This is a genomic window from Rhizobacter sp. P2_D12 (genome assembly GCF_056404395.1).
The window spans coordinates 22,240-46,133 of the sequence record NZ_JBFUEB010000045.1; the positions used below are offsets into that span (position 1 = coordinate 22,240).

At 70.5% G+C, this 23,894-nt stretch carries 24 protein-coding genes and 1 pseudogene; 6 read left to right on the forward strand and 19 right to left on the reverse strand.

Translation table 11 applies throughout. The features are described 5' to 3' along the window. Positions 1 to 28: 28 nt before the first annotated feature. From AC1DYN_RS16490 to AC1DYN_RS16500, 3 genes are all read right to left on the reverse strand, one after another. Positions 29 to 487: a copper chaperone PCu(A)C gene (locus AC1DYN_RS16490; RefSeq protein ID WP_477961413.1), complete on the reverse strand. Its 459-nt coding sequence runs from the start codon at positions 485 to 487 to the stop codon at positions 29 to 31. Between the two features lie 26 nt (positions 488 to 513). Then, the gene (locus AC1DYN_RS16495) at positions 514 to 2,703 is read right to left on the reverse strand and encodes a TonB-dependent receptor (protein WP_477961415.1); all 2,190 of its coding nucleotides are present in this window, start codon (positions 2,701 to 2,703) and stop codon (positions 514 to 516) included. 91 nt (positions 2,704 to 2,794) lie between these two features. Continuing rightward, positions 2,795 to 3,190 carry a DUF2946 family protein gene (locus tag AC1DYN_RS16500; protein WP_477961417.1) on the reverse strand — a complete coding sequence of 132 codons (396 nt, stop codon included), beginning with the start codon at positions 3,188 to 3,190 and terminating at the stop codon, positions 2,795 to 2,797. Positions 3,191 to 3,279: 89 nt separating this feature from the next. Between AC1DYN_RS16500 and ruvB the strand changes: the two genes are divergently transcribed. Beyond that, entirely contained in the window at positions 3,280 to 4,335 is a 1,056-nt protein-coding gene (ruvB, locus tag AC1DYN_RS16505) for a Holliday junction branch migration DNA helicase RuvB (RefSeq protein WP_477961419.1), read from the forward strand. On the opposite strand, the gene AC1DYN_RS16510 is transcribed toward ruvB, so the two are convergent. Genes AC1DYN_RS16510 through AC1DYN_RS16520 form a run of 3 tightly spaced genes read right to left on the reverse strand, consistent with a single transcriptional unit; the run spans position 4,295 to position 6,475 of the window. Beyond that, complete coding sequence (locus AC1DYN_RS16510; protein WP_477961421.1) at positions 4,295 to 5,122, reverse strand: helix-turn-helix transcriptional regulator; 828 nt, start codon at positions 5,120 to 5,122, stop codon at positions 4,295 to 4,297. The two genes, ruvB and AC1DYN_RS16510, sit on opposite strands and share 41 nt — an antisense overlap. Then, on the reverse strand, positions 5,115 to 5,888 hold the full coding sequence (locus tag AC1DYN_RS16515; RefSeq protein ID WP_477961423.1) for an acetoacetate decarboxylase family protein: 774 nt from the start codon (positions 5,886 to 5,888) through the stop codon (positions 5,115 to 5,117). Before AC1DYN_RS16515 ends, AC1DYN_RS16510 begins: the two co-directional genes overlap by 8 nt. Before the next feature lie 47 nt (positions 5,889 to 5,935). Beyond that, positions 5,936 to 6,475 carry a GNAT family N-acetyltransferase gene (locus AC1DYN_RS16520; RefSeq protein WP_477961425.1) on the reverse strand — a complete coding sequence of 180 codons (540 nt, stop codon included), beginning with the start codon at positions 6,473 to 6,475 and terminating at the stop codon, positions 5,936 to 5,938. Between the two features lie 76 nt (positions 6,476 to 6,551). On the opposite strand from AC1DYN_RS16520, the gene AC1DYN_RS16525 reads away from it, so the two are divergent. Then, on the forward strand, positions 6,552 to 7,436 hold the full coding sequence (locus tag AC1DYN_RS16525; RefSeq protein ID WP_477961427.1) for a LysR family transcriptional regulator: 885 nt from the start codon (positions 6,552 to 6,554) through the stop codon (positions 7,434 to 7,436). Positions 7,437 to 7,492: 56 nt separating this feature from the next. On the opposite strand, the pseudogene AC1DYN_RS16530 reads toward AC1DYN_RS16525, so the two are convergent. From AC1DYN_RS16530 to AC1DYN_RS16570, 9 genes and pseudogenes are all read right to left on the reverse strand, one after another. Then, a pseudogene (locus tag AC1DYN_RS16530) lies at positions 7,493 to 8,536 on the reverse strand (sterol desaturase family protein); the annotation flags it as partial. A 104-nt stretch (positions 8,537 to 8,640) separates the two neighbouring features. Next, positions 8,641 to 9,747: a DSD1 family PLP-dependent enzyme gene (locus AC1DYN_RS16535; RefSeq protein WP_477961428.1), complete on the reverse strand. Its 1,107-nt coding sequence runs from the start codon at positions 9,745 to 9,747 to the stop codon at positions 8,641 to 8,643. Continuing rightward, a complete protein-coding gene (locus AC1DYN_RS16540; RefSeq protein WP_477961430.1) occupies positions 9,744 to 10,415 on the reverse strand; it encodes a histidine phosphatase family protein in 672 nt (223 codons plus the stop codon). The genes AC1DYN_RS16535 and AC1DYN_RS16540 overlap by 4 nt, the downstream gene beginning before the upstream one ends. Further along, on the reverse strand, positions 10,415 to 11,041 hold the full coding sequence (locus AC1DYN_RS16545) for a YbhB/YbcL family Raf kinase inhibitor-like protein (protein ID WP_477961432.1): 627 nt from the start codon (positions 11,039 to 11,041) through the stop codon (positions 10,415 to 10,417). The genes AC1DYN_RS16540 and AC1DYN_RS16545 overlap by 1 nt, the downstream gene beginning before the upstream one ends. Before the next feature lie 9 nt (positions 11,042 to 11,050). Further along, the gene (locus AC1DYN_RS16550) at positions 11,051 to 11,374 is read right to left on the reverse strand and encodes a DUF1840 domain-containing protein (RefSeq protein WP_477961435.1); all 324 of its coding nucleotides are present in this window, start codon (positions 11,372 to 11,374) and stop codon (positions 11,051 to 11,053) included. Then, complete coding sequence (locus tag AC1DYN_RS16555; protein ID WP_477961437.1) at positions 11,371 to 12,624, reverse strand: class I SAM-dependent methyltransferase; 1,254 nt, start codon at positions 12,622 to 12,624, stop codon at positions 11,371 to 11,373. Before AC1DYN_RS16555 ends, AC1DYN_RS16550 begins: the two co-directional genes overlap by 4 nt. A 105-nt stretch (positions 12,625 to 12,729) precedes the next feature. Further along, the gene (locus AC1DYN_RS16560) at positions 12,730 to 14,793 is read right to left on the reverse strand and encodes a putative bifunctional diguanylate cyclase/phosphodiesterase (RefSeq protein WP_477961438.1); all 2,064 of its coding nucleotides are present in this window, start codon (positions 14,791 to 14,793) and stop codon (positions 12,730 to 12,732) included. An 8-nt stretch (positions 14,794 to 14,801) separates the two neighbouring features. Further along, positions 14,802 to 16,100 (reverse strand): HD-GYP domain-containing protein, encoded by a 1,299-nt coding sequence (locus tag AC1DYN_RS16565; RefSeq protein ID WP_477961440.1) that lies wholly within the window; start codon positions 16,098 to 16,100, stop codon positions 14,802 to 14,804. A 156-nt stretch (positions 16,101 to 16,256) separates the two neighbouring features. Further along, positions 16,257 to 16,697 carry an Lrp/AsnC family transcriptional regulator gene (locus tag AC1DYN_RS16570; protein WP_477961442.1) on the reverse strand — a complete coding sequence of 147 codons (441 nt, stop codon included), beginning with the start codon at positions 16,695 to 16,697 and terminating at the stop codon, positions 16,257 to 16,259. A 119-nt stretch (positions 16,698 to 16,816) separates the two neighbouring features. Here AC1DYN_RS16570 and AC1DYN_RS16575 point away from each other — a divergent pair, with 119 nt between their 5' ends. The 4 genes from AC1DYN_RS16575 (at position 16,817) to pcaF (ending at position 20,602) form a co-directional block, all read left to right on the forward strand. Continuing rightward, on the forward strand, positions 16,817 to 17,950 hold the full coding sequence (locus tag AC1DYN_RS16575; protein ID WP_477961444.1) for a saccharopine dehydrogenase family protein: 1,134 nt from the start codon (positions 16,817 to 16,819) through the stop codon (positions 17,948 to 17,950). Between the two features lie 80 nt (positions 17,951 to 18,030). Next, on the forward strand, positions 18,031 to 18,732 hold the full coding sequence (locus tag AC1DYN_RS16580; RefSeq protein ID WP_477961446.1) for a 3-oxoacid CoA-transferase subunit A: 702 nt from the start codon (positions 18,031 to 18,033) through the stop codon (positions 18,730 to 18,732). Positions 18,733 to 18,734: 2 nt separating this feature from the next. Beyond that, positions 18,735 to 19,370, forward strand: a complete 636-nt coding sequence (locus AC1DYN_RS16585; protein WP_477961448.1) for a 3-oxoacid CoA-transferase subunit B — start codon at positions 18,735 to 18,737, stop codon at positions 19,368 to 19,370. Positions 19,371 to 19,399: 29 nt separating this feature from the next. Beyond that, on the forward strand, positions 19,400 to 20,602 hold the full coding sequence (gene pcaF / locus AC1DYN_RS16590) for a 3-oxoadipyl-CoA thiolase (protein ID WP_477961450.1): 1,203 nt from the start codon (positions 19,400 to 19,402) through the stop codon (positions 20,600 to 20,602). Between the two features lie 19 nt (positions 20,603 to 20,621). Here the strand turns inward: pcaF and AC1DYN_RS16595 are convergent, their stop codons facing one another. The 4 genes from AC1DYN_RS16595 to AC1DYN_RS16610 all read right to left on the reverse strand — a co-directional run. Then, positions 20,622 to 21,689: a protein-glutamate methylesterase/protein-glutamine glutaminase gene (locus AC1DYN_RS16595; RefSeq protein ID WP_477961452.1), complete on the reverse strand. Its 1,068-nt coding sequence runs from the start codon at positions 21,687 to 21,689 to the stop codon at positions 20,622 to 20,624. Next, complete coding sequence (locus AC1DYN_RS16600) at positions 21,686 to 22,216, reverse strand: chemotaxis protein CheD (protein WP_477961454.1); 531 nt, start codon at positions 22,214 to 22,216, stop codon at positions 21,686 to 21,688. Before AC1DYN_RS16600 ends, AC1DYN_RS16595 begins: the two co-directional genes overlap by 4 nt. 7 nt (positions 22,217 to 22,223) lie before the next feature. Continuing rightward, complete coding sequence (locus AC1DYN_RS16605; RefSeq protein WP_477961456.1) at positions 22,224 to 23,027, reverse strand: CheR family methyltransferase; 804 nt, start codon at positions 23,025 to 23,027, stop codon at positions 22,224 to 22,226. Positions 23,028 to 23,048: 21 nt separating this feature from the next. Continuing rightward, on the reverse strand, positions 23,049 to 23,894 hold an 846-nt coding region (locus AC1DYN_RS16610; protein ID WP_477961457.1), incomplete at its 5' end, for a methyl-accepting chemotaxis protein.

Consider the following 23,894-nt stretch of genomic DNA (forward strand, 5'->3'; position numbering starts at 1 on the left):
GCCCGGATGCCAATCCGGGGATCAACGTTCAATGCGAATGATCGGCCCCCGCGGCCTCGACGTTCACCGTCACCGTCACCTCCCCCGCCTTCTCGAACTTCAGGCGCAGCGGGAACTTGTCGCCCTCCTTCAGCGGCGCCTTCAGCCCCATGATCATCACGTGCAAGGCGCCGGGCTTCAGCTCGACGAACTTGCCGGCCGGCACCTCGATGGCCGCGACCTCGCGCATGCGCATCACGTCGCCTTCCATCTTCATCGAATGCAGCTCGGTGGCCTTGCCGACCTCGGCGCTGGCCGACAGCAGCTTGTCGTCCGCCTTGCCGCGGTTCTCCAGCCGCAGGAAGGCGCCGCCGGTCGGCTGCCCGGGCGCCGTCGCGCGCGCGTAGGGGTGGCCGATCGCGATGTCGCCGAGCATGAACTCGTGGGCCTGCGAAGCGAAGGAAAGCGCCGACAGCAGGGCTGCGGCCAGGAAGCGGGTGATGGTCATGGTGAGGGTCCGTTCAGGAAGAGAAATCACAGGTCGTACCGCAGTTCCGCACTGTAGGTGCGCTGCGGGTACGGGTGGAAGTTCCAGTACTGGTAGTCGTTCAGGTTGTCGATGCCGAAGGCGGCATGCCACTGCTTGTCGATCGCGAAGCGCACCCGCAGGTCGGTCGTGAAGTACTTCGACGTGCCCATGTAGGTGAAGCCATTGGTGTCGCTGTTGTCCAGGCTGCCGTACTGCCGGCCGCTGTAGCGCGCGCCGTAGCTGACGGTCCAGCGATCGGTCGCCCGCCACGAGGCCAGCGCCGAGGCACGCCAGCGCGGCACCCGCGGCTGCCACTTGCCGACGGTGTCGCCGGGCGTGCTGACGTAGCCGCTGTTGGCGACGATCTTCGAGTCGGCATAGGTCACGCTGCCCTGCAGGTCGAGCCCGCGCAGCAGCACGTTCTCGCCCTGCGCCACCGCCTCGAGGCCGGTGGTGCGCACGTGGTCGACGTTCTGCACGCTGTTGGTCACCGGCGTCACGTTCGGCAGCGCCTGGCTGAACAGCGCGTCGCGCGTGTCCTCGTGGAACAGCGTCAGCCGCAGCGTCGAGGCCTCGGGCAGCGTCCACTCCGAACTCAGCTCGCTGGTCCACGAACGCTCGGGCCGCAGGTCGGGGTTGGCGATGTTGCTGATGCCGTCGGCGGTGGCCGCCCCCTGGTACAGCTCGGACACCGTCGGGAAGCGCACCGCGCGGCCGGCCGAGGCCTTCAGCACCCAGCCGTCGGCCAGCTGATGCGACAGCGCCGCCTTCGGCGACAGGCGCGTGTCGCTGCGCTCCGGGTGCGGGTAGGCGTTGGCCCCCGTCCGCGTGAAGCCCTGGTACGCCTGCCAGTGCTCGCCGCGCAGCCCCAGCACCGCCATCCAGCCATCGGCGAAGCGCCATGCGTCCTGGCCCCAGGCCGACTGCAGCCGGGTGTTGCCGTCGAAGCGCGAGCCCGCACCGCCGGAAACGGCGGTGCGCAGCCGGTAGCCATCCTGCTGCAGGCCTGCTTCGATCACGTGCAGGCCGCCCTCGCCTTCCGGCCGCCAGGTGCCGCGCGCCGACAACGTGGTCCAGCCGGTGCCGGCCAGGTCGGTCGTGGTCGCGGTGGTCGTCCGGCTGCTCTCGTCGGTGCCGTAGTCGTAGACGCTGGCCGCCAGCTCCCAGTCGAAGAAGCCGCGCGCGTTCTGCTTCAGCGACAGCGCCTGCATCCGGTGCTCCAGCACGTCGTGGTTGGTGACCGCATTCAGCGACGGATCGATGTACGACTCGCTGCGCCCGTCGGCATCGTTGCGCCACCAGCCCAGCGTGTAGCTGGCGCGCACGTCGGTCGACAGGTCGTAGGCCAGCTTCAGCTTCAGGTGGTCCTGCATGGTGCGGTACTGGGTGCTGGTGCCCTTGATGTACCAGGGCTTGCCGGTCTTGTCGGTGCCCGGCACGGCACCCGGCGTCGGCGTGGCGGTGGTGTCGAAGACCAGCGGCTGGCCTTCGCTGTCGAGCCGGTTGGCATTGATCCACCACGACCAGTCGCCGCTGCGGTTGCCCAGCGACGCGCTGGTCTGCCAGCCGGTGTAGGTGGTGTCGGTGCCGTACAGCTTGAACGGCTGCGCGAAGCCGCCGGCCAGCGCATGCGCCTCGAACTTGCCCGGCATGCGGGTCAGGTAGTCGACCACCGCGCCGACCGAGTTGCCCGGGTAGGCGGCCGAGAACGGGCCGTACAGCACGTCGACGCGCTCGATCTCCTCCGGCGTCACCAGCCCCCAGCGCGGCGCGAAGGTGGCGCCGTTGCCGAGCAGGTTGGACAGCAGGATGCCGTCGGCATAGACCAGCGAGCGGGCGCTGTTGCCGGTGCCGGACGCGCGCGTCGACAGCACCGCGTGGTTGTAGTCGCCGATGTAGCGCTTGCGCACCAGCAGGCTGGGCAGGTACTTCAGCGCGTCCTCGCTGTCGGTGGCGTTGACGGTGGCCTGCACCTGCGCGCCGGTCACGCCTTCGATGGTGGTCGGGATCTGCGATGGCAGCGAACCGCGGCGCGCACCGGTCACGGTGACGACGCCGAGCCGCTTGACCGGCGCGGCGCCGTCATCGGCAGCGGCGACCGTCGCCAGCCCGGCCTCGTCGGCAAAGGCGCTGCCGCACAGGCAGGCCGACAGCGCCACGGCCGCGCGGGCCCTGGGCGATGGAAAGTGTTTCACGGGAACTCCTGAACGCGGCCGGGCGCACGGCGCCGCGGCTCATCACACGGACCGCCGGCGCAGGTGGCGCGGGGCGGTCGAGACGGTGGGTTCAGGCGAAGGCGGGAGGCCCGTGCTTCAGCCGTGCCATCCAGACGGCACAGGCATCGCGAACCGGCAACCCGGTCTGCGGCAGGACGGTGAACGACCGGGCCGCCGCCGGGGCAACGCCCAGCACGGCCGGCTCGGGTGCCGCGAAGGCCAGCAGGCCCGACAGTGCGCAATGCTCGCTGCCGTGCGCGCCGGCAGGGTCGGCCGGCACCGGCGCCGACTCGCCGCGGTCGTCCAGCGCCACGGTGGCGACGCCGTAGACCGTGCAGACCTCGACCAGCGTCTTGCCCTGCAGCTGGGCCGACGCGCTCGCCAGCATCGGCACCGCGGCCTTCAGCAGCAGGGCCAGCGCAAAGGCCCAGGCGGCCCATCGCGATGCAGGTCGGCGCGAGATCATTGGGCGATTGTGCCGCAGCCGGGCGGCCCCGCGCCTGCACAAAGCCTGCACCGTGGGTGAGCAAACGCAAGCGCCGTCGATAATGCCGCATGGCCATCCAGACCGACGACTTCGGCAGCCTGCCACCGCGCGTGGTGAGCGCCGCCCCCAGCTCGCCCAACGAGGAAGCGATCGAACGCGCGTTGCGCCCCAAGGGCCTGGCCGAGTACGTGGGCCAGGCCAAGGCCCGCGAGCAGCTGGAGATCTTCATCGGCGCCGCGCGCATGCGCAACGAGGCGATGGACCACGTGCTGCTGTTCGGCCCGCCCGGCCTCGGCAAGACCACGCTGAGCCACATCATCGCCAACGAGCTGGGCGTGAACCTGCGCCAGACCTCGGGCCCGGTGCTCGAGAAGCCGAAGGACCTGGCCGCCATCCTGACCAACCTCGAGAAGAACGACGTGCTCTTCATCGACGAGATCCACCGCCTGAGCCCGGTGGTCGAGGAAATCCTCTACCCGGCGCTGGAGGACTACCAGATCGACATCATGATCGGCGAAGGCCCGGCCGCGCGCTCGATCAAGCTCGACCTGCAGCCGTTCACGCTGGTGGGCGCCACCACGCGCGCCGGCATGCTGACCAACCCGCTGCGCGACCGCTTCGGCATCGTCGCGCGGCTCGAGTTCTACACGCCGGACGAACTGGCGCGCATCGTCAACCGCTCGGCCGGCCTGCTGAACGTGCCGACCGACGCCGAGGGTGCGTTCGAGATCGCGCGCCGTTCGCGCGGCACGCCGCGCATCGCCAACCGGCTGCTGCGCCGCGTGCGCGACTATGCCGACGTGAAGGGCAACGGCCGCATCGACAAGGCGCTGGCCGACAAGGCGCTCGCGATGCTCGACGTCGACCCGCAGGGCTTCGACGTGATGGACCGCAAGCTGCTCGAGGCGGTGATCCACCGCTTCGACGGCGGGCCGGTCGGCCTGGACAACGTGGCCGCGGCGATCGGCGAGGAGCGCGAAACGATCGAGGACGTCATCGAGCCCTACCTGATCCAGCAGGGCTACCTGCAGCGTACGCCGCGCGGCCGCATCGCGACGCTGGCCGCCTTCCGGCACCTGGGCGTCACGCCAAGCCGCGCCGCGACCGACCTGTTCGACAACTGAGGTCGGCGGCCCGCAGCGCGCCGGGCGTGTAGCCGAAGCAGCGGCTGAACCAGCGCGTGAAATGCGCCTGGTCGGCAAAGCCGCAATCCTGGGCCGCCTGCGCAATCGGGCAGCCGGCGATCAGCAGGTGCCGCGCGCGGGCCATGCGCGCGGCGCGCAGGTAGTCGCCCGGGCTCAGGCCCAGCCAGCGCGTCGCGATGCGGTGGAAATGCTCGCGGCTGAGCGCACAGCCGCGGGCCAGTTCGTCGATGGCGTCCGGCGCCTCGCCCGCGGCAGCGCGCTGCAACGCGGCCAGCACCTGGCGTGCGGCACGCCCCGGTGGATCCGCCGCGGCGGGCAGCAGCGCGGACCCGCCCTGCAGCGCGGCCAGCGCCCGGGCCAGCCAGGCGGCAGCAGCCTCGCTGTCGTGCACCGCGTGACCGGCGGCGGCCAGCGCCGGGTCGTGCACCCGCGCACTGCCGGACGGCGTTCGCAAGCCCAGCGCCGCGAGCCATGGCGCCTCGGCATAGACCATCACGACCCGCGAGGGCGCGCCGTCATCGAGGGCCAGCCCGCAGGTGTGCACCACGCCCGGCGCGATCGCCAGCAGGTCGCCGGCCGACGCCGTGTGCCGTTGCCCGCCCAGGCTGAAGCGGCAGCTGCCGCTGAGCACCGCGCCGACCGACCATTCCTCGTGCCAGTGCGGCGCCCATTCCTGGCCCGGCCGGTGGTGCGTCACCTGTTCGAGCGCCGGCTGGCCTTCGACATGCCAGCGCCGGACCTGCGAATGGCGCAGGTCTTCAGGCATCGCGGGCCCCGACGATGGTGAGGCCGCACCAGCCGGCGCTGGCCTCGCCGGCCGCCAGCTCGCCGAGCAGCGACAGCTCCTCGCGCGGATGGTCGAACACGCGCAGCGTCGCGGTCGCCGCATGCCAGCGGCTGGCGGTCGGGTTCGCGACGTCGGCGCGCAGCAGCCGCAGCGCGGGCAGCCGCGCCGGCTCGCGCAGGTCGGGGAAGCCGACCACGCCGAGCGTCGGCATGGCGAGGAAGCCGAGCGCCTGGCCCGGCTGCCCGGTCAGGCGCGCCTCGGCCTCGATCACGCGCCGGTCCTTCACCGCGAGGCTGGCGCCCAGCCGCGTGCCTTCGCGCAGCGGTGCGGCGGCCGGATGCTCCAGCGGCAGGCTGCGCGTGAGCCAGGTGCTGCCCATCTTCTTCGGCCAGCCCTGCAGCAGGCCGCGCAGCAGCGAGGTGTCCTGGTCGACCCAGATCGCCGGGCAACAGCCCCAGCGCTGGCCGTCAGGCCGTTCGATTTCCAGCACGACGATGGTCTCGCGGTACTGCGCCTGCACCGGGTCGAGCAGCTCGCTGCCGTCGCTGGTGGCCTGCCAGTCGGCGAAGTGCACGCAGCCCTGGCCGGTGGTGCGGCCGAGGGCCGGCGGCACCAGGTCGGCACCGCGCGCGGCGTCGAAGCCGAACGACACGTTGAGCAGCCAGCCGGCGTAGTGCCAGGGCGGCGCGACGACGAGGGCGCTGCGGCCGTGGACCGTGTGGGGCGGGGTGAAGCTGTGCGGCATGGCGCGATTCTGCGTCGACCGCCCCGCGCCGTCTTGAACGCCAGTGATCAGGCCTGCGGCAGCGAACCGTCTCCGGAACCGAGCGCCCGCTGCATCAGCAGCGTGTCCAGCCAGCGCCCGAACTTGAAGCCGACCGACGCCAGCGTGCCGACGTGCTGGAAGCCCATGCGGCGGTGCAGCGCGATCGAGCCGGCGTTGGCGCTGTCGCCGATCACGGCCAGCATCTGGCGCCACGGGCCGGCCTCGCAGCGCGCCACCAACACCTCGAGCAGTGCGCTGCCGATGCCCCGGCCGGCGCGGTCGTGCGCCACGTAGACCGAGTTCTCGACGGTGTGCCGGTAGGCCGGCCGCGGTCGGTAGACGGCGGCGTAGCAGAAGCCGACCACCTCGCCGCCGGCCTCGGCCACCAGGTAGGGCAGCTGCGCGGCCAGCACCTGCGCGCGGCGCGCCTTCATCTCGTCGACGCCGGGCGCGGCGGTCTCGAACGAGGCCGAGCCGTGCAGCACGTGGTGGGCATAGATCTGCTGGATCGCGGGGACGTCGGCTTCAGCGGCGTCGCGAACCTGGAGGGGAAGGGGTGCGTTCATGGGTCCCCATGCTGCCCGTCGCCTTTGTATAAAGGAAGTGGATCAAAATCATGCAATCCATGAGATTTTCTTTGCCATGAACAGCCTGAACCTCGAGCACCTGAAGGCCTTCGTCGCGGTCATCGACAGCGGCAGTTTCTCGGCCGCCGCCGAGCGCCTGTCGCTGTCGCAGCCGGCCGTCAGCCTGCAGATCCGCCAGCTGGAGAAGCGCCTGGGCTCGACGCTGGTCGAGCGCGTCGGCCGGCGTGCCAAGCCGACCGCGGCCGGTGCCGAGTTGCTGCAGCATGCCGGCCACATCGATGCCGCGGTGGCGGCGGCGATCAATGCCGTCGCGCCGCATGCGAGCGGCGCGCTCGGGCGCCTGCGGCTCGGCACCGGCGCGACCGCCTGCATCTTCCTGCTGCCTCCCCTGCTGGGCGACCTGCGGCGGCGCTACCCGAAGCTCGAGATCACGGTGACGACGGGCAACACCGCCGAGATCGTGAAGGCGGTGCAAGAGAACAACCTCGACCTCGGCCTCGTGACACTGCCGGCCGCCGGCCGCTCGCTGGAGGTCACGCCGGTGCTCGACGACGAGTTCGTGCTGGTCGCGCCGCGCGATTTCGTGCTGCCGGCCCGCATCACCGCCGTGGCCCTCGCACAACTGCCGGTGCTGGCCTACGAACCGGGCGGCAACACGCGGCGCATCGCCGACGACTGGTTCGCGCGCAGCGGCGTCGCGCTGCGGCCGGTGATGTCGCTGGGCAGCGACGAGGCGATCAAGGAACTGGTGGCGGCCGGTCTCGGCTGCGCGATCCTGACCGGGCTGTCGGCGCGCGACGAACGGCGCAGCGGCACGCTGCAGATCCGCTCGCTGTCGCCGCGCCTGCACCGCACGCTCGCGATCGTCGTGCGGCGCGACAAGAAGCTGCACCGGGCGCTGGCGGAGACGATCGCGGCGCTGAAGCAGCTCGGTGCTTAGCGTGGGGTCGCGACCTGGCGCGCCGACGTCCAGCGCACGCCCCGCTCGGAGATCACGCCGATGACCCACAAGCCCAGCAGGATGCCGCCAGCCGCGGCCAGCTGCGCAGCGCCGGACAGGAGGTGCGCATTCCACAGGAAGGCACTGGTGGCCGCGAGCAGCACCAGGAACAGCAGCCCGGCCGTCACCGCCGCGGCCGTGGACCGGTGGGGGTCGTACTTGCGGCGCGCTGCCAGGTCGAACGGCGGCTTCGGGAAGCGCGCTGCCACGTCGGCCGGCCGCCAGCCCGGCGGCTTGACCCACACCAGCAGCTTGTCGCGCCAGCGCTCGGCGTGCCAGGCGTCCTGCAAGAGGTCCCAGTAGACGTGCAGGTTGGCCCACAGCGGGTTCCAGCTGGCCAGCGGCGTGCGCGTGCCGTAGACGCAGGGCTCGGCATCGTCTTCCTCGATGAAGCTGCCGAACAGCCGGTCCCAGACGATCAGGATGCCGCCATAGTTCCGGTCGAGGTACTTGTCGTTCACGGCATGGTGCACGCGGTGGTTGCTGGGCGCGCAGAACCAGCGGTCGAACCAGCCGAGGCGGCCGATCTGCTGCGTGTGCACCCAGTACTGGTACAGCAGGTCGACCAGCGCGACGACGCCGAACACCAGCGGCGGGAAGCCCAGCACCGCCATCGGCAGGTAGAACAGCCAGCCGAACAGCCAGCCGGTGCTGGTCTGGCGCAGCGCGGTCGACAGGTTGTATTCCTCGCTCTGGTGGTGCACCGCATGCGCGGCCCACAGCACCGCCACGGTGTGGCCGAGCCGGTGGTGCCAGTAGTAGCAGAAATCGTAGACCAGCAGCGCGACCCACCACACCCACACGGCATCCTGCGGCAGGCGCTGCACGCTGAGCGATTCGAAGGCCAGCGCGTAGATGCCGACCATCAGCAGCTTGCTGAAGACGTTCAGCACCTGGCTCATGATGCCCAGGCCGATGCTGTTCAGTGCGTCGGCGGTCACGTAGGTGTTGCGGCGCCGCAGCAGGCCGACGGCGAACTCGATCGCGATCAGCAGCAGGAACAGGGGCGTCGCGAGGACGATGATCTGTGAATCCGTCATGACAGGATCGTGGCGCGTGATGCACGTCGCAACCAGTCGGACGGTCCCGGATTGCGCTGCGCTCCATCCGGGCTACAGATGCGCAGCCCGGATGCCGATCCGCGTCACACCACGCAGCCGCGCGCGTCGACCGCCCACACGCCTTCGACCACCCCGCCCGCGAGCCCGCCGCGCAGTGCGACGTAATGGTCATGCAGGTTGACCGTCGGATCGCAGTGCCCCGGCACCAGCCACACCGTGTCGCCGAGCGCCGGCAATGCATCCCGCCCCGGGTGCAGGATGCCGTGCTCGTCGCCGCCGTTGGCGAACACCAGGTCGCGCTGCCACACGCGCGGCAGGCCGCTGTCGATCGCGTGCGACTTGTGCCCGGCATCGACCACCGCGTGCGAGCTGCCGCGGCTCACCACCTGGCTCTTGATGAACAACGCATGCTCGAACACCGGTGCACCGGGCGTCGGCTGGTTGTCGGCGTAGTCGCGGTCCAGGAACAGGTAGCTGCCCGGCTGCAACTCGCCGTAGACCCCGCTGGCCGCCTCGAACGCGAAGCTGCCGGTGCCGGCCCCGGTGACCAGCGGGCAGGCCACGCCGGCCCCGGTGATCGACGCCTGCGCGGCCCGCGCCAGCGCCACCGCATGGCGGATCGCCGCCTCGCGCTCGTCGGCCGCGCGCAGGTGCTGCGCCTTGCCGTGGTAGGCCTGCAGGCCGGCGAAGCGCAGGCCGTGCGACACCACCTGGTGCGCCAGCGCGCCGGCCGCCGCCGGCGCGACGCCGCAGCGGCCCTGGCCGACGTCGATCTCGACGAACACGTCCAGCATGCTGCCGGCGGCCTTCAGCGCCGCCGCGAGCCGCTCGATGCCGAGCGGCGAATCGACCGCGATCGCGAGCTTGATGCGCGCCGCGAGCGCCGCCACGCGCGCCAGCTTGGCCGCATCGACGATCTCGTTGCTGATGTAGATGTCCGTCACGCCGCCGGCCGCCAGCGCCTCGGCCTCCGACACCTTCTGCACGCACACGCCGACCGCGCCGGCCGCCATCTGCAGCTTCGCGATGTGCGCGCTCTTGTGCATCTTGGCGTGCGGCCGCAGCCGCAGCCGGCGCGCCTGCGCGAAGGCCGCCATCTTGGCGAGGTTGCGCTCCATCGCGTCGAGGTCGAGCACCAGCGCCGGCGTCAGCAGCGCGTCGACCGGGTCACCGGGGTGCGGCAGCGTCATGCGGCATGCCCCACCCGGTCCGCGCCGACGGCGTTGCCGGGATCGTCCAGCGTGGCTTCGTCGAAGTGGTGCGTGTCGTTCCAGCCGACCAGCGTGAAGCCCTCGGGCGTGTACAGCAGCCGGTTGATGCTGGCATTGCCGAGCTGCCACGAGCGCGGCGCCTGCAGGTCGATGCGGGTCGCGGCACGGTACAGGCAGTCCATCACGCCGCCGTGAGCGACCACCGCGATGCTGCGGCCCAGGTGGGCCTCGGCCAGGCGCGACACGGCGCCGATGCAGCGCGCGTACAGCTGGTGCAGGTTCTCGCCGCCCTCGGGGCCGTAGTCGGGGTCGCGCTTGCGCCAGCGCAGGCTCTGCTCGGGCCAGCGCGCCTCGATCTCGGCGAAGGTCCAGCCCTCGAAGATGCCGAAGCTGCGCTCGCGCAGCCCGGGGTCGGCCTGCACCTGCAGGTGGTGCGGCCGCGCGACCGCCTGGGCCGTGGCCAGCGCCCGCTGCAGGTCGCTCGAGAAGACGAGGTCGACCTGCTCGTGCGCCAGCGCCGCGCCCAGCCGGCCGGCCTGCCAGCGGCCCTTGTCGTTCAGCGGGATGTCGGTGTGGCCCTGGATGCGGCCGTCGATGTTCCAGGCGGTCTCGCCATGGCGGATCGCCAGGATTCGGGTCAACTGCATCAGGCCAGCCGCTTGTTCAATGTGTAGGTGCCGGAGTGCGTCGCTTCGGCCAGCACGTGGCGTGCGATGGCCTCGCGCACCTGCGCGCCGGTGAAGCTGCCGTCGACCGGCGTGCGTTGCACGTCCAGCGCGTACAGCGTGAACACGTAGTGGTGCACCAGCGAGTCGTTGAACGGCGGGAACGGGCCGTCGTAGCCGAAGTACTGCCCGGACATCTGGGCATCGCCTGCAAACCAGCCGGTGTAGTCGTTGAGGCCGTGGCGTGCGCCATGCAGCGTCGCCGGGCCGGGCTTGCCGCGCGCCGTGAAGCCGCGGCTGAATTCGCCCTCGCCGATGCGGCTCAGCCCGGCCGGCAGGTCGACCACCACCCAGTGGAAGAAGTCGACGCGCGGCAGGTCGCTCGGCACTTCGCGGTCGGCCTGGTTGACGTCGTCGCCGCGGCTGGGCACATCGAAGTCATGGCAGATCAGCGCCAGCGAGCGCGTGCCGGCCGGCACCTCGCTCCAGGCGAGATGCGGGTTGAGGTTGTCCGAGAACCCGACGCCGCCGGCGCCCTCCAGGCGCCCCGCGGCAAAGCGTGCCGGGATCCGGTCGCCGTTGATCCAGCTGTCGCTCCACAACTTCATGGCTGCTCCTCAAACGCCCCAGGTGATGTCCGCGTCGGCCGACTGCGAGCGCTTCATCATCTCGACCAGCGGCCAGGCGCGCTGGCGCAGCGCGACGCCCTCGCCGGCCGGCAGCTTCTTGCCTTCGGCCGCGGCTTCCTGTTCGGCCTGCCTGCGCGCCGCCTCGTCCTGCGCGATGGCGGCCTCGAGCGCCGCGATCGCCGCCGGCATCTGCCCCGGCTCGATGATGCCCTTGGCGGCAGGCTCCTTGCCGATCAGGCGCAGCACCTGGTCGCCGTTCGGCGCCAGCATGATCACGTCGCCGGCCGCCTTCGACTTGAACTTGTAGATCATCGGTACATGTACTCGCGGTTGAACGGGAACGCCGATTGTGCGCCGCGCATCGCCCCGCGCACCACATTCCCGTCCGGGCGCGCCGCCAGCATCTGGAACAGCGAGATCCAGCCGTGCTCGAAGCACATCGCGCTGCCCGCCAGGTACAGCCGGTAGGCCCGCACCACCGATTCGCCGGTCAGCTCGCGCGCCTTCGCGAGCTGGCTCTCGAGCGCGGCGCTCCAGGCCCACAGCGTGCGCGCGTAGTGCGGGCGCAGGTTCTCGGCGTCCACCGGCTCCAGCGCCGATTCGCTCATCACCTTCAGCACGTGAGACACGTGCAACAGCTCGCCGCCCGGGAAGATGTAGCGCTCGATGAAGTCGCCCATGCCGGCGCCCAGCTGGGCATTGCGCGTGCTGCCGGCGGTGATGCCGTGGTTCATCAGCAGGCCGCCCGGCTTCAGCAGCCGGTGGATCTTGTCGAAGTAGGCCGGCAGCTGCACGTGGCCGACGTGCTCGAACATGCCGACCGACGCGATCTTGTCGTACGGCTCGTCCTCCGGCAGCTCGCGGTAGTCGCGCAGTTCCATCGTGACGCGCCCGCGCAGCCCCGAGTTCTCGATCAGCCGGTTGACGTGCGCATGCTGGTTCTTCGACAGCGTGATGCCGTGCGCCCGCACGCCGTAGTGCTGGGCCGCCCACATCAGCAGGCCGCCCCAGCCGGCGCCGATGTCGAGGAAGCGCTCGCCCTCGCGCAGCATCAGCTTGCGGCAGATGTGGTCGAGCTTGGCCTCCTGCGCCTTCGCGAGCGACAGGCTGCCCTCGCGGAAGTAGGCGCACGAGTAGACGCGGCGCGGGTCCAGCCACAGCGCGTAGAAGTCGTCCGAGACGTCGTAGTGGAACTGGATCTGCTGCGCATCCGCCTCGGTGCTGTGTCGGGCCCGCGAACGCGCCGCGCGCGCGATGTTGCGCCACCAGGCGAGCGGTGCGCCGGTCGGCTCGGAGCGGGTCGGGTCGTCGGGGATCAGCGTGGCGGCGATGGCCATCAGGTCGCGCACCGTGCCGTCGAAGTCGATCCGGCCTTCGACGTAGTCCTGCGCCACCCGGCCGACCTGGCCGCCGGCGATGTGCACCAGCGGGCTCAGTTCGTTCAACCGTATCGTCACCGTCGGTTGGGCATGGCCAAGCCGCTGCCCGCCGGGCAGCACCACCGCCATCGGGACGCCCAGGGCATCAACGCGTTGCTCCAGCGTTCGCTCAAGTGGGTTCATCGGGATCCTCCGCGATGCCCAAATGTAAAAAAAATCCCGAAGCCGCGCTGGCCTCGGTTTTTTTTAAGGGAATGTCGCCGTGTGTCGGCCGGTGTCAACCCGGGATCAGACCGGGTGCACCAGGCGCACCGCCCGCGCCGGCGGTGCATCGCGGCCGAGCCGGCCCTCGAACTGGCCGCTGTCGAGCGCCGGCGCGAACAGGAAGCCCTGGAACTCGTTGCAGCCGGCATCCAGCAGGAACTGGCGCTGCGGCTCGGTCTCGACGCCCTCGGCGATCACGCGCAGGTTCAGCGCGCGGCCGAGCTGGATGATCGCGTTGACGATGGCCACGTCGCTGGCGTCGTCCGGCAGGTTCTTGATGAAGCTGCGGTCGATCTTCAGGCGCCCGATCGGGAAGCGCTTCAGGTAGCCCAGGCTGGAGTAGCCGGTGCCGAAGTCGTCGATCGCCATCTGCACGCCCAATTGCTCCAGCGCCTGCAGCCGCTGCAGCGCGCCGGCGGCGTCGTGGATCAGGATCGATTCGGTGAGCTCCAGCTCGAGCAGCTGCGGCGGCAGGTGCGCCGCCTTCAGCACGCCGGCCACGCGGTCGATGAAGTCGGGCTGCTGGAACTGCAGCGCCGACACGTTGACCGACACCTGCATCTGCAGCCCGTTGGCGCGCCACGCGGCGGCCTGCCGCACGGCCTGCGCCAGCACCCAGTCGCCGATCGCGATGATGAAGCCGCTCTCCTCGGCCACCGGGATGAATTCGGCGGGCGCGACCTCGCCGAGCACCGGGTCGCGCCAGCGGATCAGCGCTTCGGCGCCGACCACCTCGCCGCTCTTCAGGTCGATCTGCGGCTGGTAGTGCAGGCGGAACTGGCCGCGCACCAGCGCCTGGCGCATCGCATGGTCGATCTGCATGTGCGAACGCTGGCCGACGTCCTCGCGCGGCTGGTGGAAGCGGAAGCTGGCGCGGCCGGCTTCCTTCACGCGGTGCATCGCGGCGTCGGCACGGCGCAGCAGGTCGTCGGCGCTGTCCCCGTCGGCCGGGCACAGCGCGATGCCGACGCTGCAGGTGACGGTGAAGCTGACGCTGTCGAGCGTGAACGGCCGCGCCATGCCGTCGATCACGCGGCGCGCGGTGGATTCGGCGGCGGCGGCATCGGCCTGGTGCACCAGCAGCACGAACTCGTCGCCGCCCAGGCGCGCCACCGTGTCGACGTTGCGCAGGCAGTCCTTGATGCGGTCGGTCACCTCCAGCAGCACGCGGTCGCCGACGCCCAGGCCCAGCGTGTCGTTGATCTGCTTGAAGCGGTCGAGGTTGAGCACCATCAGCGCGAACGGATTGCCGCCGCGCTGCGCCATCGCGAGCGCGAACTCGATGCGGTCGGCCAGCAGCCGCCGGTTCGGCAGCCCGGTCAGCGCGTCGGTGTGCGACAGCTCCTCGATGCGCGCGCTGGCGGCCAGCTTGTCGGTGATGTCGCGGAACGAGTACACGCGGCCGATCGGCTGGCCGCGGCTGCACTGCGGCAGCGTCAGGCGTTCCAGCACGCGGCCGGAGTGCAGCCGGAAGACGTCGCTGGTCTGCAGCATCGTCGCTTCCTGGATCGCGGCCAGGCGGCGCTCGTAGTCGGCGCCGTCGACGACGCTGCGGCGCATCCAGTCGCGCACGGCTTCGTCGTTGCGCTGCACCAGCAGCTCTTCGGGCAGGCCCCACAGGCCGGCGAAGCGGTGGTTGAAGCTGCGGATGTGGCCGCCCAGGTCGGTGACCAGGATGCCGTCGGCGGTGGATTCGAGCGTCGCGCGCAGTTCGGCGACGCGGGTCTCGAGTTCGTCTTCGGTGGCGCGCTGCGCGCTGCGGTCGCGGCAGGCCACCAGGTACAACGCCCCGGCGATGCGGCTGACGCGGCGCGTCACCGGCACGGTGCGGCCGTCGAAGCTGCGCACCAGCGTGTCGGAGAAGATGCGGTCGGCCTGGGCCGTCGCGACCTCGCTCCAGAACACCAGGTCTTCCGGCGTCGCGCACAGGTCGGTGGCGCCGCGGCCGCACAGCGATGCCGCCTCGACGCCGAACAGCGCGCCGGCGGCGGCGTTGGCCGCGCGGATGCGCAGCGTGCCGGCATCGACCAGCCAGACGGCATCGAGCAGGCCGTCGATCAGGTCCTGCGTGGGATCGGTCGCCGTCATCTGCGCGGTCAAGCGAGGGCCTCGGCCGCCTCGGTATCGGGCACCTGCTCGGGTTCGAAGAAGTACGCCACGCGGGCGCGCGGCGACAGGTAGATCAGCGAGGTCGTCGGCAGCTGCTGCGGCTTCAGGCTGCGGCGGATGCCCAGGCGCGGCGTCTGCTCCAGGTCGAGGATCAGCGCCTCGTCGCGCGGCACCTTGGCGTCGTGCACCAGCACGCGCGGCTTCAGCGGCCGGGTCGAGTTGACCGACACCACCATCGCGTAGCGGTCGTCGGTGAGCTGCACCGTCGAGCCGGGCGGGTAGACGCCCATCATGCGGATGAAGGCGCCGAGGATGGCGGTGTCGAACTTGGCCTTGCTCTGCGCGAACAGCGTCGACAGCGCCTCGTGCGGCGTCAGTGCGCGCGACGGCACGTGCGGGTTGCACAGGTTGTCGTAGCGGTTGACCAGGGAGACGATGCGCGCCGCGGTGCTCATGCGGTCGCTGTTGAGCTTCTGCGGGAAGCCGCTGCCGTCGGCATGCTCGTGGTGCTGGGCGATCACCAGCGTGGCGCCGGGCTGCAGCCCCATCTTCTTCGCCAGCGTGACGCCGTGCGTCACGTGCTCCTGGTAGAACTGGTTCTCGGCGTGCGTGAAGTGCTCTTCGCGGTGGCGCACCCGGTCGGGCAATTCGATCTTGCCGATGTCGTGCAGCAGCGCGCCGACGCCGACGTCCATCATCTCGGCCTCGGACAGCCCGAAGGTCTTGCCCATCAGCAGCGAGATCACCGCGACGTTGACCGAGTGCAGCGAGGCCTTGTCGCCGATGCCGTCGCTGAGCAGGCGGATGCACATGTCCTGCGCCGACAGCATCTTGTCGACGAAGGCGCGGCTGAGCGCCTCGGTCTGTTCGCGCGCCTGCTGCGGCTTGGCCGGCACCAGGTCGAGCACCTGCTTGCAGGCCCTGGTGGCTTCGGCGAACTGGCGCTCGCAGAGGGCCAGCGACGCGCGCTCGGCGGCCAGCGCCTCGCGGTGGCGGCGGCGCTCGGCGGCTTCGGGGCTTTCGACAGGGACCGCCGGGGCCTCGACCGGCAGCGCCAACGGGGCATCGTTCGCGACCGCGTGCACCGGCGGCGGATCGCTCTTGTCCGGGCTCCAGCGCACGCGCGGCAGCCCCAGGCTGCGGATGGTCGCGATCTGGTCGGTGGTGGTCAGCTTGAAGCTGCTGAGCGGAAACGGATGTGCCATCCAGCCCACGTCGAGATGGACGAACATCCCGATGCGCAGCTCATGAACGTCGATGACCAGGGGAGAGATGGCTTCTTTCATGCGAATGGCGCGCAGACCGGGGCAAAGGTTTGCGCGCTTGCGGGGTTTTCGGCGGATATCGCCGATGACTTGAAGTTCATTATCACGAGGGACACATGTCCTCACACCTGCCAACTCTGACAGGATGCTGTCTGCCGGCCGRACAGTGTGTGACTTTTACCGCTCTATCCGTGTCGACAGCACGATGGCCGAGGTGGTCCGCTCGACGCCATCGAGGGCGCCGATGCGGTCGATCAGCGCGTCCAGCTCGCCGATGGAATGCGCGGCCACGATGGCGATCAGGTCGAACGGCCCGCTGACCGAGTGCAGCACCCGCACCTCGGCGATCTTGCGCAGCGCCGCCTCGATCGCGGCGCTCTGGCGCGGTGCCACGGTGATCAGCACGTGGGCGCGCACCAGGGCCGCCTCCAGTTCGTCCGGCACGACGATGGTGTAGCCGGCAACGACGCGCAGGCGCTCCAGCCGTTCCAGCCGGCTTTGCACCGTGGTGCGCGACAGGTCGAGGCGGCGCGCCAGCTCGGCCGTCGAGGCGCGCGCGTTCTCGCGCAGCAGCGCCAGCAGCAGGTGGTCGGTCTTGTCGAGCGGGGCTTTGATCATTTCGTCGGATTCGTTCGGCGATATGCCGAAATGTGCCCTTCGCTTCGTTGAAGTTCAAGCTGCTTTTTGATGGGCCTGTCCGGAGAATCGCTCTCACTTCCAACCCCTGCGAGACGGACATGAAAGACATCCTGGTGATCGGCGGCGGCAAGATCGGCTCCGTCGTGGGGGCGCTGCTGGCTTCGCCCTCCATTGGCACGCCCGGCGGCGGCGAGCGCTACACCGTCACGGTGGCCGACCGCTCGGCCGCTCAGCTGACCGAGATCGCCACCGAGATGGCCGGCACGCCCGGGCTGTCGACGCTGGTGCTGGACGTCAACGATGCCGAGAAGCTGCGCGCCGCGCTGCGCGGGCGCTTTGCGGTGCTGAGCGCCGCGCCCTACCACCTGACCGCCAAGGTCGCGCAGGCCGCACGCGACACCGGCGTGCACTACCTGGACCTGACCGAGGACGTCGCCAGCACCCGGCGCATCCGCGAACTGGCCGTCGGGGCAGGCACCGCCTTCATCCCGCAGTGCGGCCTGGCGCCCGGCTTCATCTCGATCGTCGCGGCCGACCTGGCACGCGAGTTCGATTCGCTCGACAGCGTGCGCATGCGCGTCGGCGCGCTGCCGGCCTACCCGAGCAATGCGCTGAACTACAACCTCACCTGGAGCACCGAGGGCGTCATCAACGAGTACTGCGAGCCCTGCGAGGCGATCGTCGACGGCGCCGTGCGCGAGGTGCCGGCGCTCGAGGAGCGCGAGGAGTTCTCGCTCGACGGCGTGCTGTACGAGGCCTTCAACACCTCCGGCGGGCTGGGCACGCTGTGCGAGACGCTGGCCGGCAAGGTGCGCACGCTGAACTACCGCACCATCCGCTACCCCGGCCACGCCGCGATCATGAAGGCGCTGCTGCACGACCTGCGGCTGAAGGACCGGCGCGACGTGCTGAAGGACATCCTGGAGCAGGCCGTGCCGTCGACGATGCAGGACGTGGTCATCGTCTTCGTCACCGTGGCCGGCATGAAGGAAGGCCGGCTGGTGCAGAACACCTATGCCCGCAAGATCTACGCGCACCCGCTGGCCGGCCGGCTGCGCAGCGCGATCCAGATCACCACCGCGAGCAGCCTGTGCGCCATCCTCGACATGCTGGCCGCCGGCCAGTTGCCGCAGCAGGGCTTCGTGCGCCAGGAAGACGTCAAGCTGGCGGACTTCCTGGCCAACCGCTTCGGTCGCGTCTACGCCTTGGACGAGTTGGCCAAGGCAGCCTGAACGCATTACACTGTTCCCATACAGAACCTACGTTCGTCCAAAGAACTTTTGAACGCGTTGCCGGTTCGGTGGAGAACAGCATGATCAACAAGCTCTGCGATTCGGTGCAGGCGGCGCTGGCCGGCGTGCCCGACGGTGCGACCGTGATGATCGGCGGCTTCGGCGGGGCCGGGCAGCCGAACGAGCTGATCGACGGCCTGATCGCCCAGGGCGCGCGCGACCTGACCCTGGTCAACAACAACGCCGGCAACGGCGAGACCGGGCTGGCCGCGCTGCTGGCCACCGGCCGCGTGCGCAAGATCATCTGCAGCTTTCCGCGCCAGGTCGATTCGCAGGTGTTCGACGGCCTGTACCGCGCCGGCCGGATCGAGCTCGAGCTGGTGCCGCAGGGCAACCTGGCCGAACGCATCCGCGCGGCCGGCGCCGGCATCGGCGGCTTCTTCACGCCCACCGGCTACGGCACCGAACTCGCGCGCGGCAAGGAGACGCGCGAGATCGACGGCCGCATGTACGTGCTGGAATCGCCGATCCATGCGGACGTGGCGCTGGTCAAGGCCGAGCGCGGCGACCGCTGGGGCAACCTGGTCTACCGCAAGACCGCGCGCAACTTCGGGCCCATCATGGCGATGGCGGCCAAGCTGAGCATCGCGTCGGTGCACGAGGTGGTCGAGCTCGGCGGGCTCGACCCGGAGCACATCGTGACGCCGGGCATCTTCGTGCAGCGCGTCGTGCAGGTGCCGCGCACCAGCACCGGCCCGAGCGGCTTCAAGCAGGCGGCCTGACCATGCAGAAACTCGACCGCACCCAGATGGCCCAACGCGTCGCGCGCGACATCCCCGAAGGCGCCTACGTGAACCTGGGCATCGGCCTGCCGACGCTGGTCGCCAACCACCTGCCGCGCGAGCGCGAGATCTTCCTGCACAGCGAGAACGGCCTGCTCGGCATGGGCCCGGCACCGGCCGAAGGCGACGAGGACCACGACCTGATCAATGCCGGCAAGCAGCCGGTGACGCTGCTGCCGGGCGGTGCGTTCTTCCACCACGCCGACAGCTTCGCGATGATGCGCGGCGGCCACCTGGACATCTGCGTGCTGGGCGCCTTCCAGGTGTCGGCGCGCGGCGACCTGGCGAACTGGCACACCGGTGCGCCCGATGCGATCCCCGCGGTCGGCGGCGCGATGGACCTGGCGATCGGTGCGAAGAAGACCTTCGTGATGATGGAGCACCTGACCAAGTCGGGCGAGAGCAAGATCGTCGCCGAGTGCAGCTACCCGCTGACCGGGGTGGGCTGCGTGAGCCGCATCTACACCGACCTGGCCGTCATCGACGTGACGCCGGCCGGGCTGAAGGTGGTGGAGACTTTCAACGGCCTGCCTTTCGAAGAACTGCAGCGATTGAGCGGTGTGCCGCTCCTGGCCTGATCCTGATCGCCTGACCCTGGGACCCCGACATGAACGAAGCCTTCATCTGCGACGCGATCCGCACGCCCTTCGGCCGCTACGGCGGTGCGCTGTCGTCGGTGCGCACCGACGACCTGGGCGCGATCCCGCTGCGTGCGCTGGTGGAGCGCCACCCGCGCGTCGACTGGGACGCGGTGGGCGACGTGCTGTTCGGCTGCGCCAACCAGGCCGGCGAGGACAACCGCAACGTCGCGCGCATGTCGGCGCTGCTGGCCGGGCTGCCGATCGGCGTGCCGGGCATGACGATCAACCGGCTGTGCGGATCGGGCATGGATGCGGTGGGCAGCGCGGCGCGCGCGATCAAGAGCGGCGAGGCCGGCCTGATGATCGCCGGTGGCGTCGAGAGCATGAGCCGCGCGCCCTTCGTGATGCCCAAGGCCGAGAGCGCCTTCAGCCGCAGCAACGCGATGTACGACACCACCATCGGCTGGCGCTTCGTCAACAAGCTGATGAAGGAGATGCACGGCGTCGACTCGATGCCGGAGACGGCGGAGAACGTGGCCACCGATTTCCGCATCGAGCGCGAGGCGCAGGACCGCATGGCACTGGCCTCGCAGCTGAAGGCGGTGGCGGCGCAGAAGGCCGGCTTCTTCGACGCCGAGATCGTGCCGGTGACGATCGCGCAGAAGAAGGGCGATGCGGTCGTCGTGCAGCAGGACGAGCACCCGCGCGAGACCTCGCTGGAGGCGCTGGCGAAGCTGAAGGGCGTCGTGCGGCCGGACGGCACGGTGACGGCGGGCAATGCGTCGGGGGTCAACGACGGCGCGTGCGCGCTGCTGCTGGCGGACGAGGCATCGGCGGCGCGCCATGGGCTGACGCCGCGGGCGCGCGTGCTGGGCATGGCAACCGCCGGGGTTGCGCCGCGCATCATGGGCATCGGCCCGGCACCGGCGACGCGGCGCGTGCTGGCGCTGACCGGGCTGACGCTGGACCAGATCGACGTGATCGAGCTGAACGAGGCGTTCGCGGCCCAGGGGCTGGCGGTGCTGCGCGACCTGGGGCTGAAGGACGACGATGCGCGCGTCAATCCGAACGGCGGCGCGATCGCGCTGGGGCATCCACTGGGAGCGAGCGGTGCGCGGCTGGTGACGACGGCGGTCAACCAGCTGCACCGCACCGGTGGGCGCTATGCGTTGTGCACGATGTGCATCGGGGTCGGGCAAGGCATCGCGCTGGTGATCGAACGCACGTAGCTCGGATCGGCATCCGGGGCTACAGCTGTTTCTGGATCTCCGAGGCGACGGCCTGCAACGGGATCGTCCTCTCGGCCGCGCCGCGCTTGATCGCTTCCTTCGGCATCCCGAACACGACGCAGCTCTCCTCATCCTGTGCGATCGTGCGCGCGCCGACGTTGCGCATCTCCAGCAACCCGGCCGCGCCGTCATCGCCCATGCCGGTCATGATGACCCCGAGCGCATTCGCCCCCGCGGCCTTCGCGACCGAGCGGAACAGGACGTCCACCGACGGCCGGTGACGGTTCACCAGCGGCCCGTCGATCACCTCGACAAAGTACTGGGCCCCGCTGCGCTTGAGCAGCATGTGCCGCCCGCCCGGCGCGATCAGCGCGCGGCCCGGCAGCACGCGGTCGTTGTGCTCCGCCTCCTTGACCTGGATCTGGCACAGGCTGTCCAGCCGCGCCGCGAACGCCGCGGTGAACTTCTCCGGCATGTGCTGCACGATCACGATGCCCGGCGTCACGCGCGGCAGCGCCGTCAGCACCTCCTCGAGCGCCTGCGTGCCGCCGGTCGACGTGCCCAGCGCGACCACGCGCTCGGTGGTCTGCGTCATCGCCCGCGTGGCCGGCGGCAGGATCACGTCGGCGGTGTTCTTCGCGACCGGCGTCGGTGCCAACGCCGGCCCGGCCGCCAGCCGCCGCACGTTGGCGCGCGCCGCGGCGCGCACCGTGCCGACCAGCTCGTCGGCGCTCGCGCTCAGGAACTGCTTCAGGCCCAGCTTCGGTTTCGTGACGATCGCCACCGCGCCGGCGGCCATCGCCTCCAGCGTGGTCTTCGCACCGCGCTCGGTCAGCGTCGAGCAGATCACCACCGGGGTAGGCTTCTGCTGCATCACCATGCGCAGGAAGGTGATGCCGTCCATGCGCGGCATCTCGACGTCGAGCACGATCACGTCCGGCCAGTCCATCTTCAGGCGCTCGATCGCGAGCACCGGGTCGGCCACCGCGGCCATCACCTCGATGCCCGGTGCGTCTTCCAGCAGGCCGGTCAGCACCTGGCGCACCACCGCCGAATCGTCGATCACCATCACGCGGATGTTGCTCATTGGCTGCCATCCAGCGGCATGGCTGCCGATTCGGGCGTGACCTGGCGCACCCAGACGTCGCCGGTCGACAGGTCGAACACCATCTGCCGGTGGCCGTTGCCGAACAGGTTCTCGGAATGGACGCGGATGCCGTGCGCCAGCAGCAGGTCGCGCGCGGCCTCGCCGTTGCGCCGGCCGATCTGCTGGCCGCCGGCCGGCTGGTCCGGGAACATGGTGCCGCCGCCGAAGATCTTGGCCTCGCACTCGGCCGGCGCGATGCCGCGCTTGTGCAGCTGGCGCAGCATCAGCGCCAGCGCCTCTTCGCCGTAGCGCGCATCCGGCACGCCCTGCTGCGACGGCGAGCGCGCCGCCAGCAGGAAGTGCGACATCGCGCCGACGCGCCGCTGCGGGTGCCACAGCGTGATCGACACGCACGAGCCCAGCAGCGTTCGCATGCGCAGCGGCGCCTCGCCGACCGCGTACTCGCCCGGGTTCAGCACCCGGTCGGTCGGCTCGGCGGCATCGAGGCGGATCGCGGTCCCGGCCATGCGGGCCTCACGGCTTGCGGTAGATCGACGGCGCGACCTGCTGCAGGGCGTTCGTGATGTCGTTCAGGCTCTCGGAGTGCCCGATGCAGAAGTAGCCGCCCGGCTTCAGCGTCTCGAGGATGCGCGCCACCACCTGGCGCTTGGTCTCGCCGTTGAAGTAGATCATCACGTTGCGCAGGAAGATCACGTCGAACGCCGCCAGCCGCGGCAGCGCGGCGTTCAGGTTGATCTGCATGAACTGCACGCGGCTGCGCAGCGCGCGCTCCACCAGCAGCGTGCCCTGCTGCTCGTCGATGCCGCGCAGGCAGAAGCGCTTCAGGTACGCCTGCGGGATCTGCCGGCAACGCTCCATCGGGTAGTGGCCCTGGCGCGCCCGCTGCAGCACGCGGGTGCTGATGTCGGAGCCCATGATTTCCCACGGCGCATCGCCCAGCGCGTCGGCCAGCACCATCGCCATCGTGTAGGCCTCTTCGCCGGTCGAGCTGGCCGCGCTCCAGACGCGCAAGGGCTGCCCGGCGCGCTGCGGCGCTGCCAGCGCCGCCTCGCGCAGCAGCTCGAAGTGCTTGGGCTCGCGGAAGAAGTAGGTCTCGTTGGTGGTCAGCAGGTCGACCGCGGTCTGCACCTCGGCGCCGGCCTGGCCGCTGGTCAGCAGCTTGAAGTACTCGCTGTAGCTGCCCAGGTTGCAGGCCTGCAGCCGCTTGGCCAGCCGGCCGCACACCAGCGCCTTCTTGGCCGACGACAGCGTGATGCCGGCGGCGTCGAAGATGAAGCGCTGGAACAGCCCGAATTCGTTGTCGGAGATCGTGTGCATCGCAGCCACCCGCCCGCCTGGTCAGAAACGCGCGAACTGCGACTCGTCGATGCTGCCGGCGCCGTTCAGGTGCAGCGCGTAGCCGTTGTGGCCGGCACCGTTCGACGCAGCCGGCTTGCGGGCCGCCGGCCTGGCGCCCTTGCCCGCCGGCTTGCGCACCGGCACCGCCACCGGACGCGGCCGGGCTTCGCCCTGGGCCGACAGCTTGAAGAACGACATGGTCTGCTGCAGCTGCTCGGCCTGGCTGCTCATCTCTTCCGAGGTGGCCGCCAGTTCCTCCGAGCTCGACGCGTTCTGCTGCGTCGTCTGGCTCAGCTGGCTCACCGCCGCGTTGATCTGGCTCACCCCCGACGACTGCTCTTCCGACGCCGCCGTGATCTCCTGCACCAGGTCCGAGGTCTTCTTGATGTTCGGCACCATCTGGTCCAGCAACCGGCCCGCCTTCTCGGCCAGCTCCACGCTCGACCCCGCCACCGTGCCGATCTCCTGCGCCGCCACCTGGCTGCGCTCGGCCAGCTTGCGCACCTCGGCCGCCACCACCGCGAAGCCCTTGCCGTGCTCGCCCGCACGTGCCGCCTCGATCGCCGCATTCAGCGCCAGCAAATTCGTCTGGTACGCGATGTCGTCGATGATCCCGATCTTCTGCGCGATCTGCTTCATCGCCGCCACCGTCGCCCTCACCGCCTCGCCGCCTTCGCTGGCCTCGCTGGCCGCCTTCGTGGCCATCCCGTCGGTCACCTTCGCGTTCTCGGTGTTCTGCGAGATCGACGCCGTCATCTGCTCGATCGACGCGCTCGTCTCCTCGACCCCGGCCGCCTGCTCGCTCGACGCCTGCGATAGCGACTGCGCCGTCGCGCTCACCTCTTC

Coding starts and splice junctions, on each gene's coding strand:
- AC1DYN_RS16575 (WP_477961444.1), top strand. CDS start 16,817: ATGAAAGACATCCTGGTGATCGGCGGCGGCAAGATCGGCTCCGTCGTG.
- AC1DYN_RS16540 (WP_477961430.1), bottom strand. CDS start 10,415: ATGCAGTTGACCCGAATCCTGGCGATCCGCCATGGCGAGACCGCCTGG.
- AC1DYN_RS16545 (WP_477961432.1), bottom strand. CDS start 11,041: ATGAAGTTGTGGAGCGACAGCTGGATCAACGGCGACCGGATCCCGGCA.
- AC1DYN_RS16555 (WP_477961437.1), bottom strand. CDS start 12,624: ATGAACCCACTTGAGCGAACGCTGGAGCAACGCGTTGATGCCCTGGGC.
- AC1DYN_RS16600 (WP_477961454.1), bottom strand. CDS start 22,216: ATGGCCGGGACCGCGATCCGCCTCGATGCCGCCGAGCCGACCGACCGG.
- AC1DYN_RS16500 (WP_477961417.1), bottom strand. CDS start 3,190: ATGATCTCGCGCCGACCTGCATCGCGATGGGCCGCCTGGGCCTTTGCG.
- AC1DYN_RS16570 (WP_477961442.1), bottom strand. CDS start 16,697: ATGATCAAAGCCCCGCTCGACAAGACCGACCACCTGCTGCTGGCGCTG.
- AC1DYN_RS16510 (WP_477961421.1), bottom strand. CDS start 5,122: ATGCCTGAAGACCTGCGCCATTCGCAGGTCCGGCGCTGGCATGTCGAA.
- ruvB (WP_477961419.1), top strand. CDS start 3,280: ATGGCCATCCAGACCGACGACTTCGGCAGCCTGCCACCGCGCGTGGTG.
- AC1DYN_RS16605 (WP_477961456.1), bottom strand. CDS start 23,027: ATGCACACGATCTCCGACAACGAATTCGGGCTGTTCCAGCGCTTCATC.
- AC1DYN_RS16550 (WP_477961435.1), bottom strand. CDS start 11,374: ATGATCTACAAGTTCAAGTCGAAGGCGGCCGGCGACGTGATCATGCTG.
- AC1DYN_RS16595 (WP_477961452.1), bottom strand. CDS start 21,689: ATGAGCAACATCCGCGTGATGGTGATCGACGATTCGGCGGTGGTGCGC.
- AC1DYN_RS16490 (WP_477961413.1), bottom strand. CDS start 487: ATGACCATCACCCGCTTCCTGGCCGCAGCCCTGCTGTCGGCGCTTTCC.
- AC1DYN_RS16580 (WP_477961446.1), top strand. CDS start 18,031: ATGATCAACAAGCTCTGCGATTCGGTGCAGGCGGCGCTGGCCGGCGTG.
- AC1DYN_RS16525 (WP_477961427.1), top strand. CDS start 6,552: ATGAACAGCCTGAACCTCGAGCACCTGAAGGCCTTCGTCGCGGTCATC.
- AC1DYN_RS16515 (WP_477961423.1), bottom strand. CDS start 5,888: ATGCCGCACAGCTTCACCCCGCCCCACACGGTCCACGGCCGCAGCGCC.
- AC1DYN_RS16520 (WP_477961425.1), bottom strand. CDS start 6,475: ATGAACGCACCCCTTCCCCTCCAGGTTCGCGACGCCGCTGAAGCCGAC.
- AC1DYN_RS16585 (WP_477961448.1), top strand. CDS start 18,735: ATGCAGAAACTCGACCGCACCCAGATGGCCCAACGCGTCGCGCGCGAC.
- AC1DYN_RS16535 (WP_477961428.1), bottom strand. CDS start 9,747: ATGACGCTGCCGCACCCCGGTGACCCGGTCGACGCGCTGCTGACGCCG.
- AC1DYN_RS16565 (WP_477961440.1), bottom strand. CDS start 16,100: ATGAAAGAAGCCATCTCTCCCCTGGTCATCGACGTTCATGAGCTGCGC.
- AC1DYN_RS16560 (WP_477961438.1), bottom strand. CDS start 14,793: ATGACGGCGACCGATCCCACGCAGGACCTGATCGACGGCCTGCTCGAT.
- pcaF (WP_477961450.1), top strand. CDS start 19,400: ATGAACGAAGCCTTCATCTGCGACGCGATCCGCACGCCCTTCGGCCGC.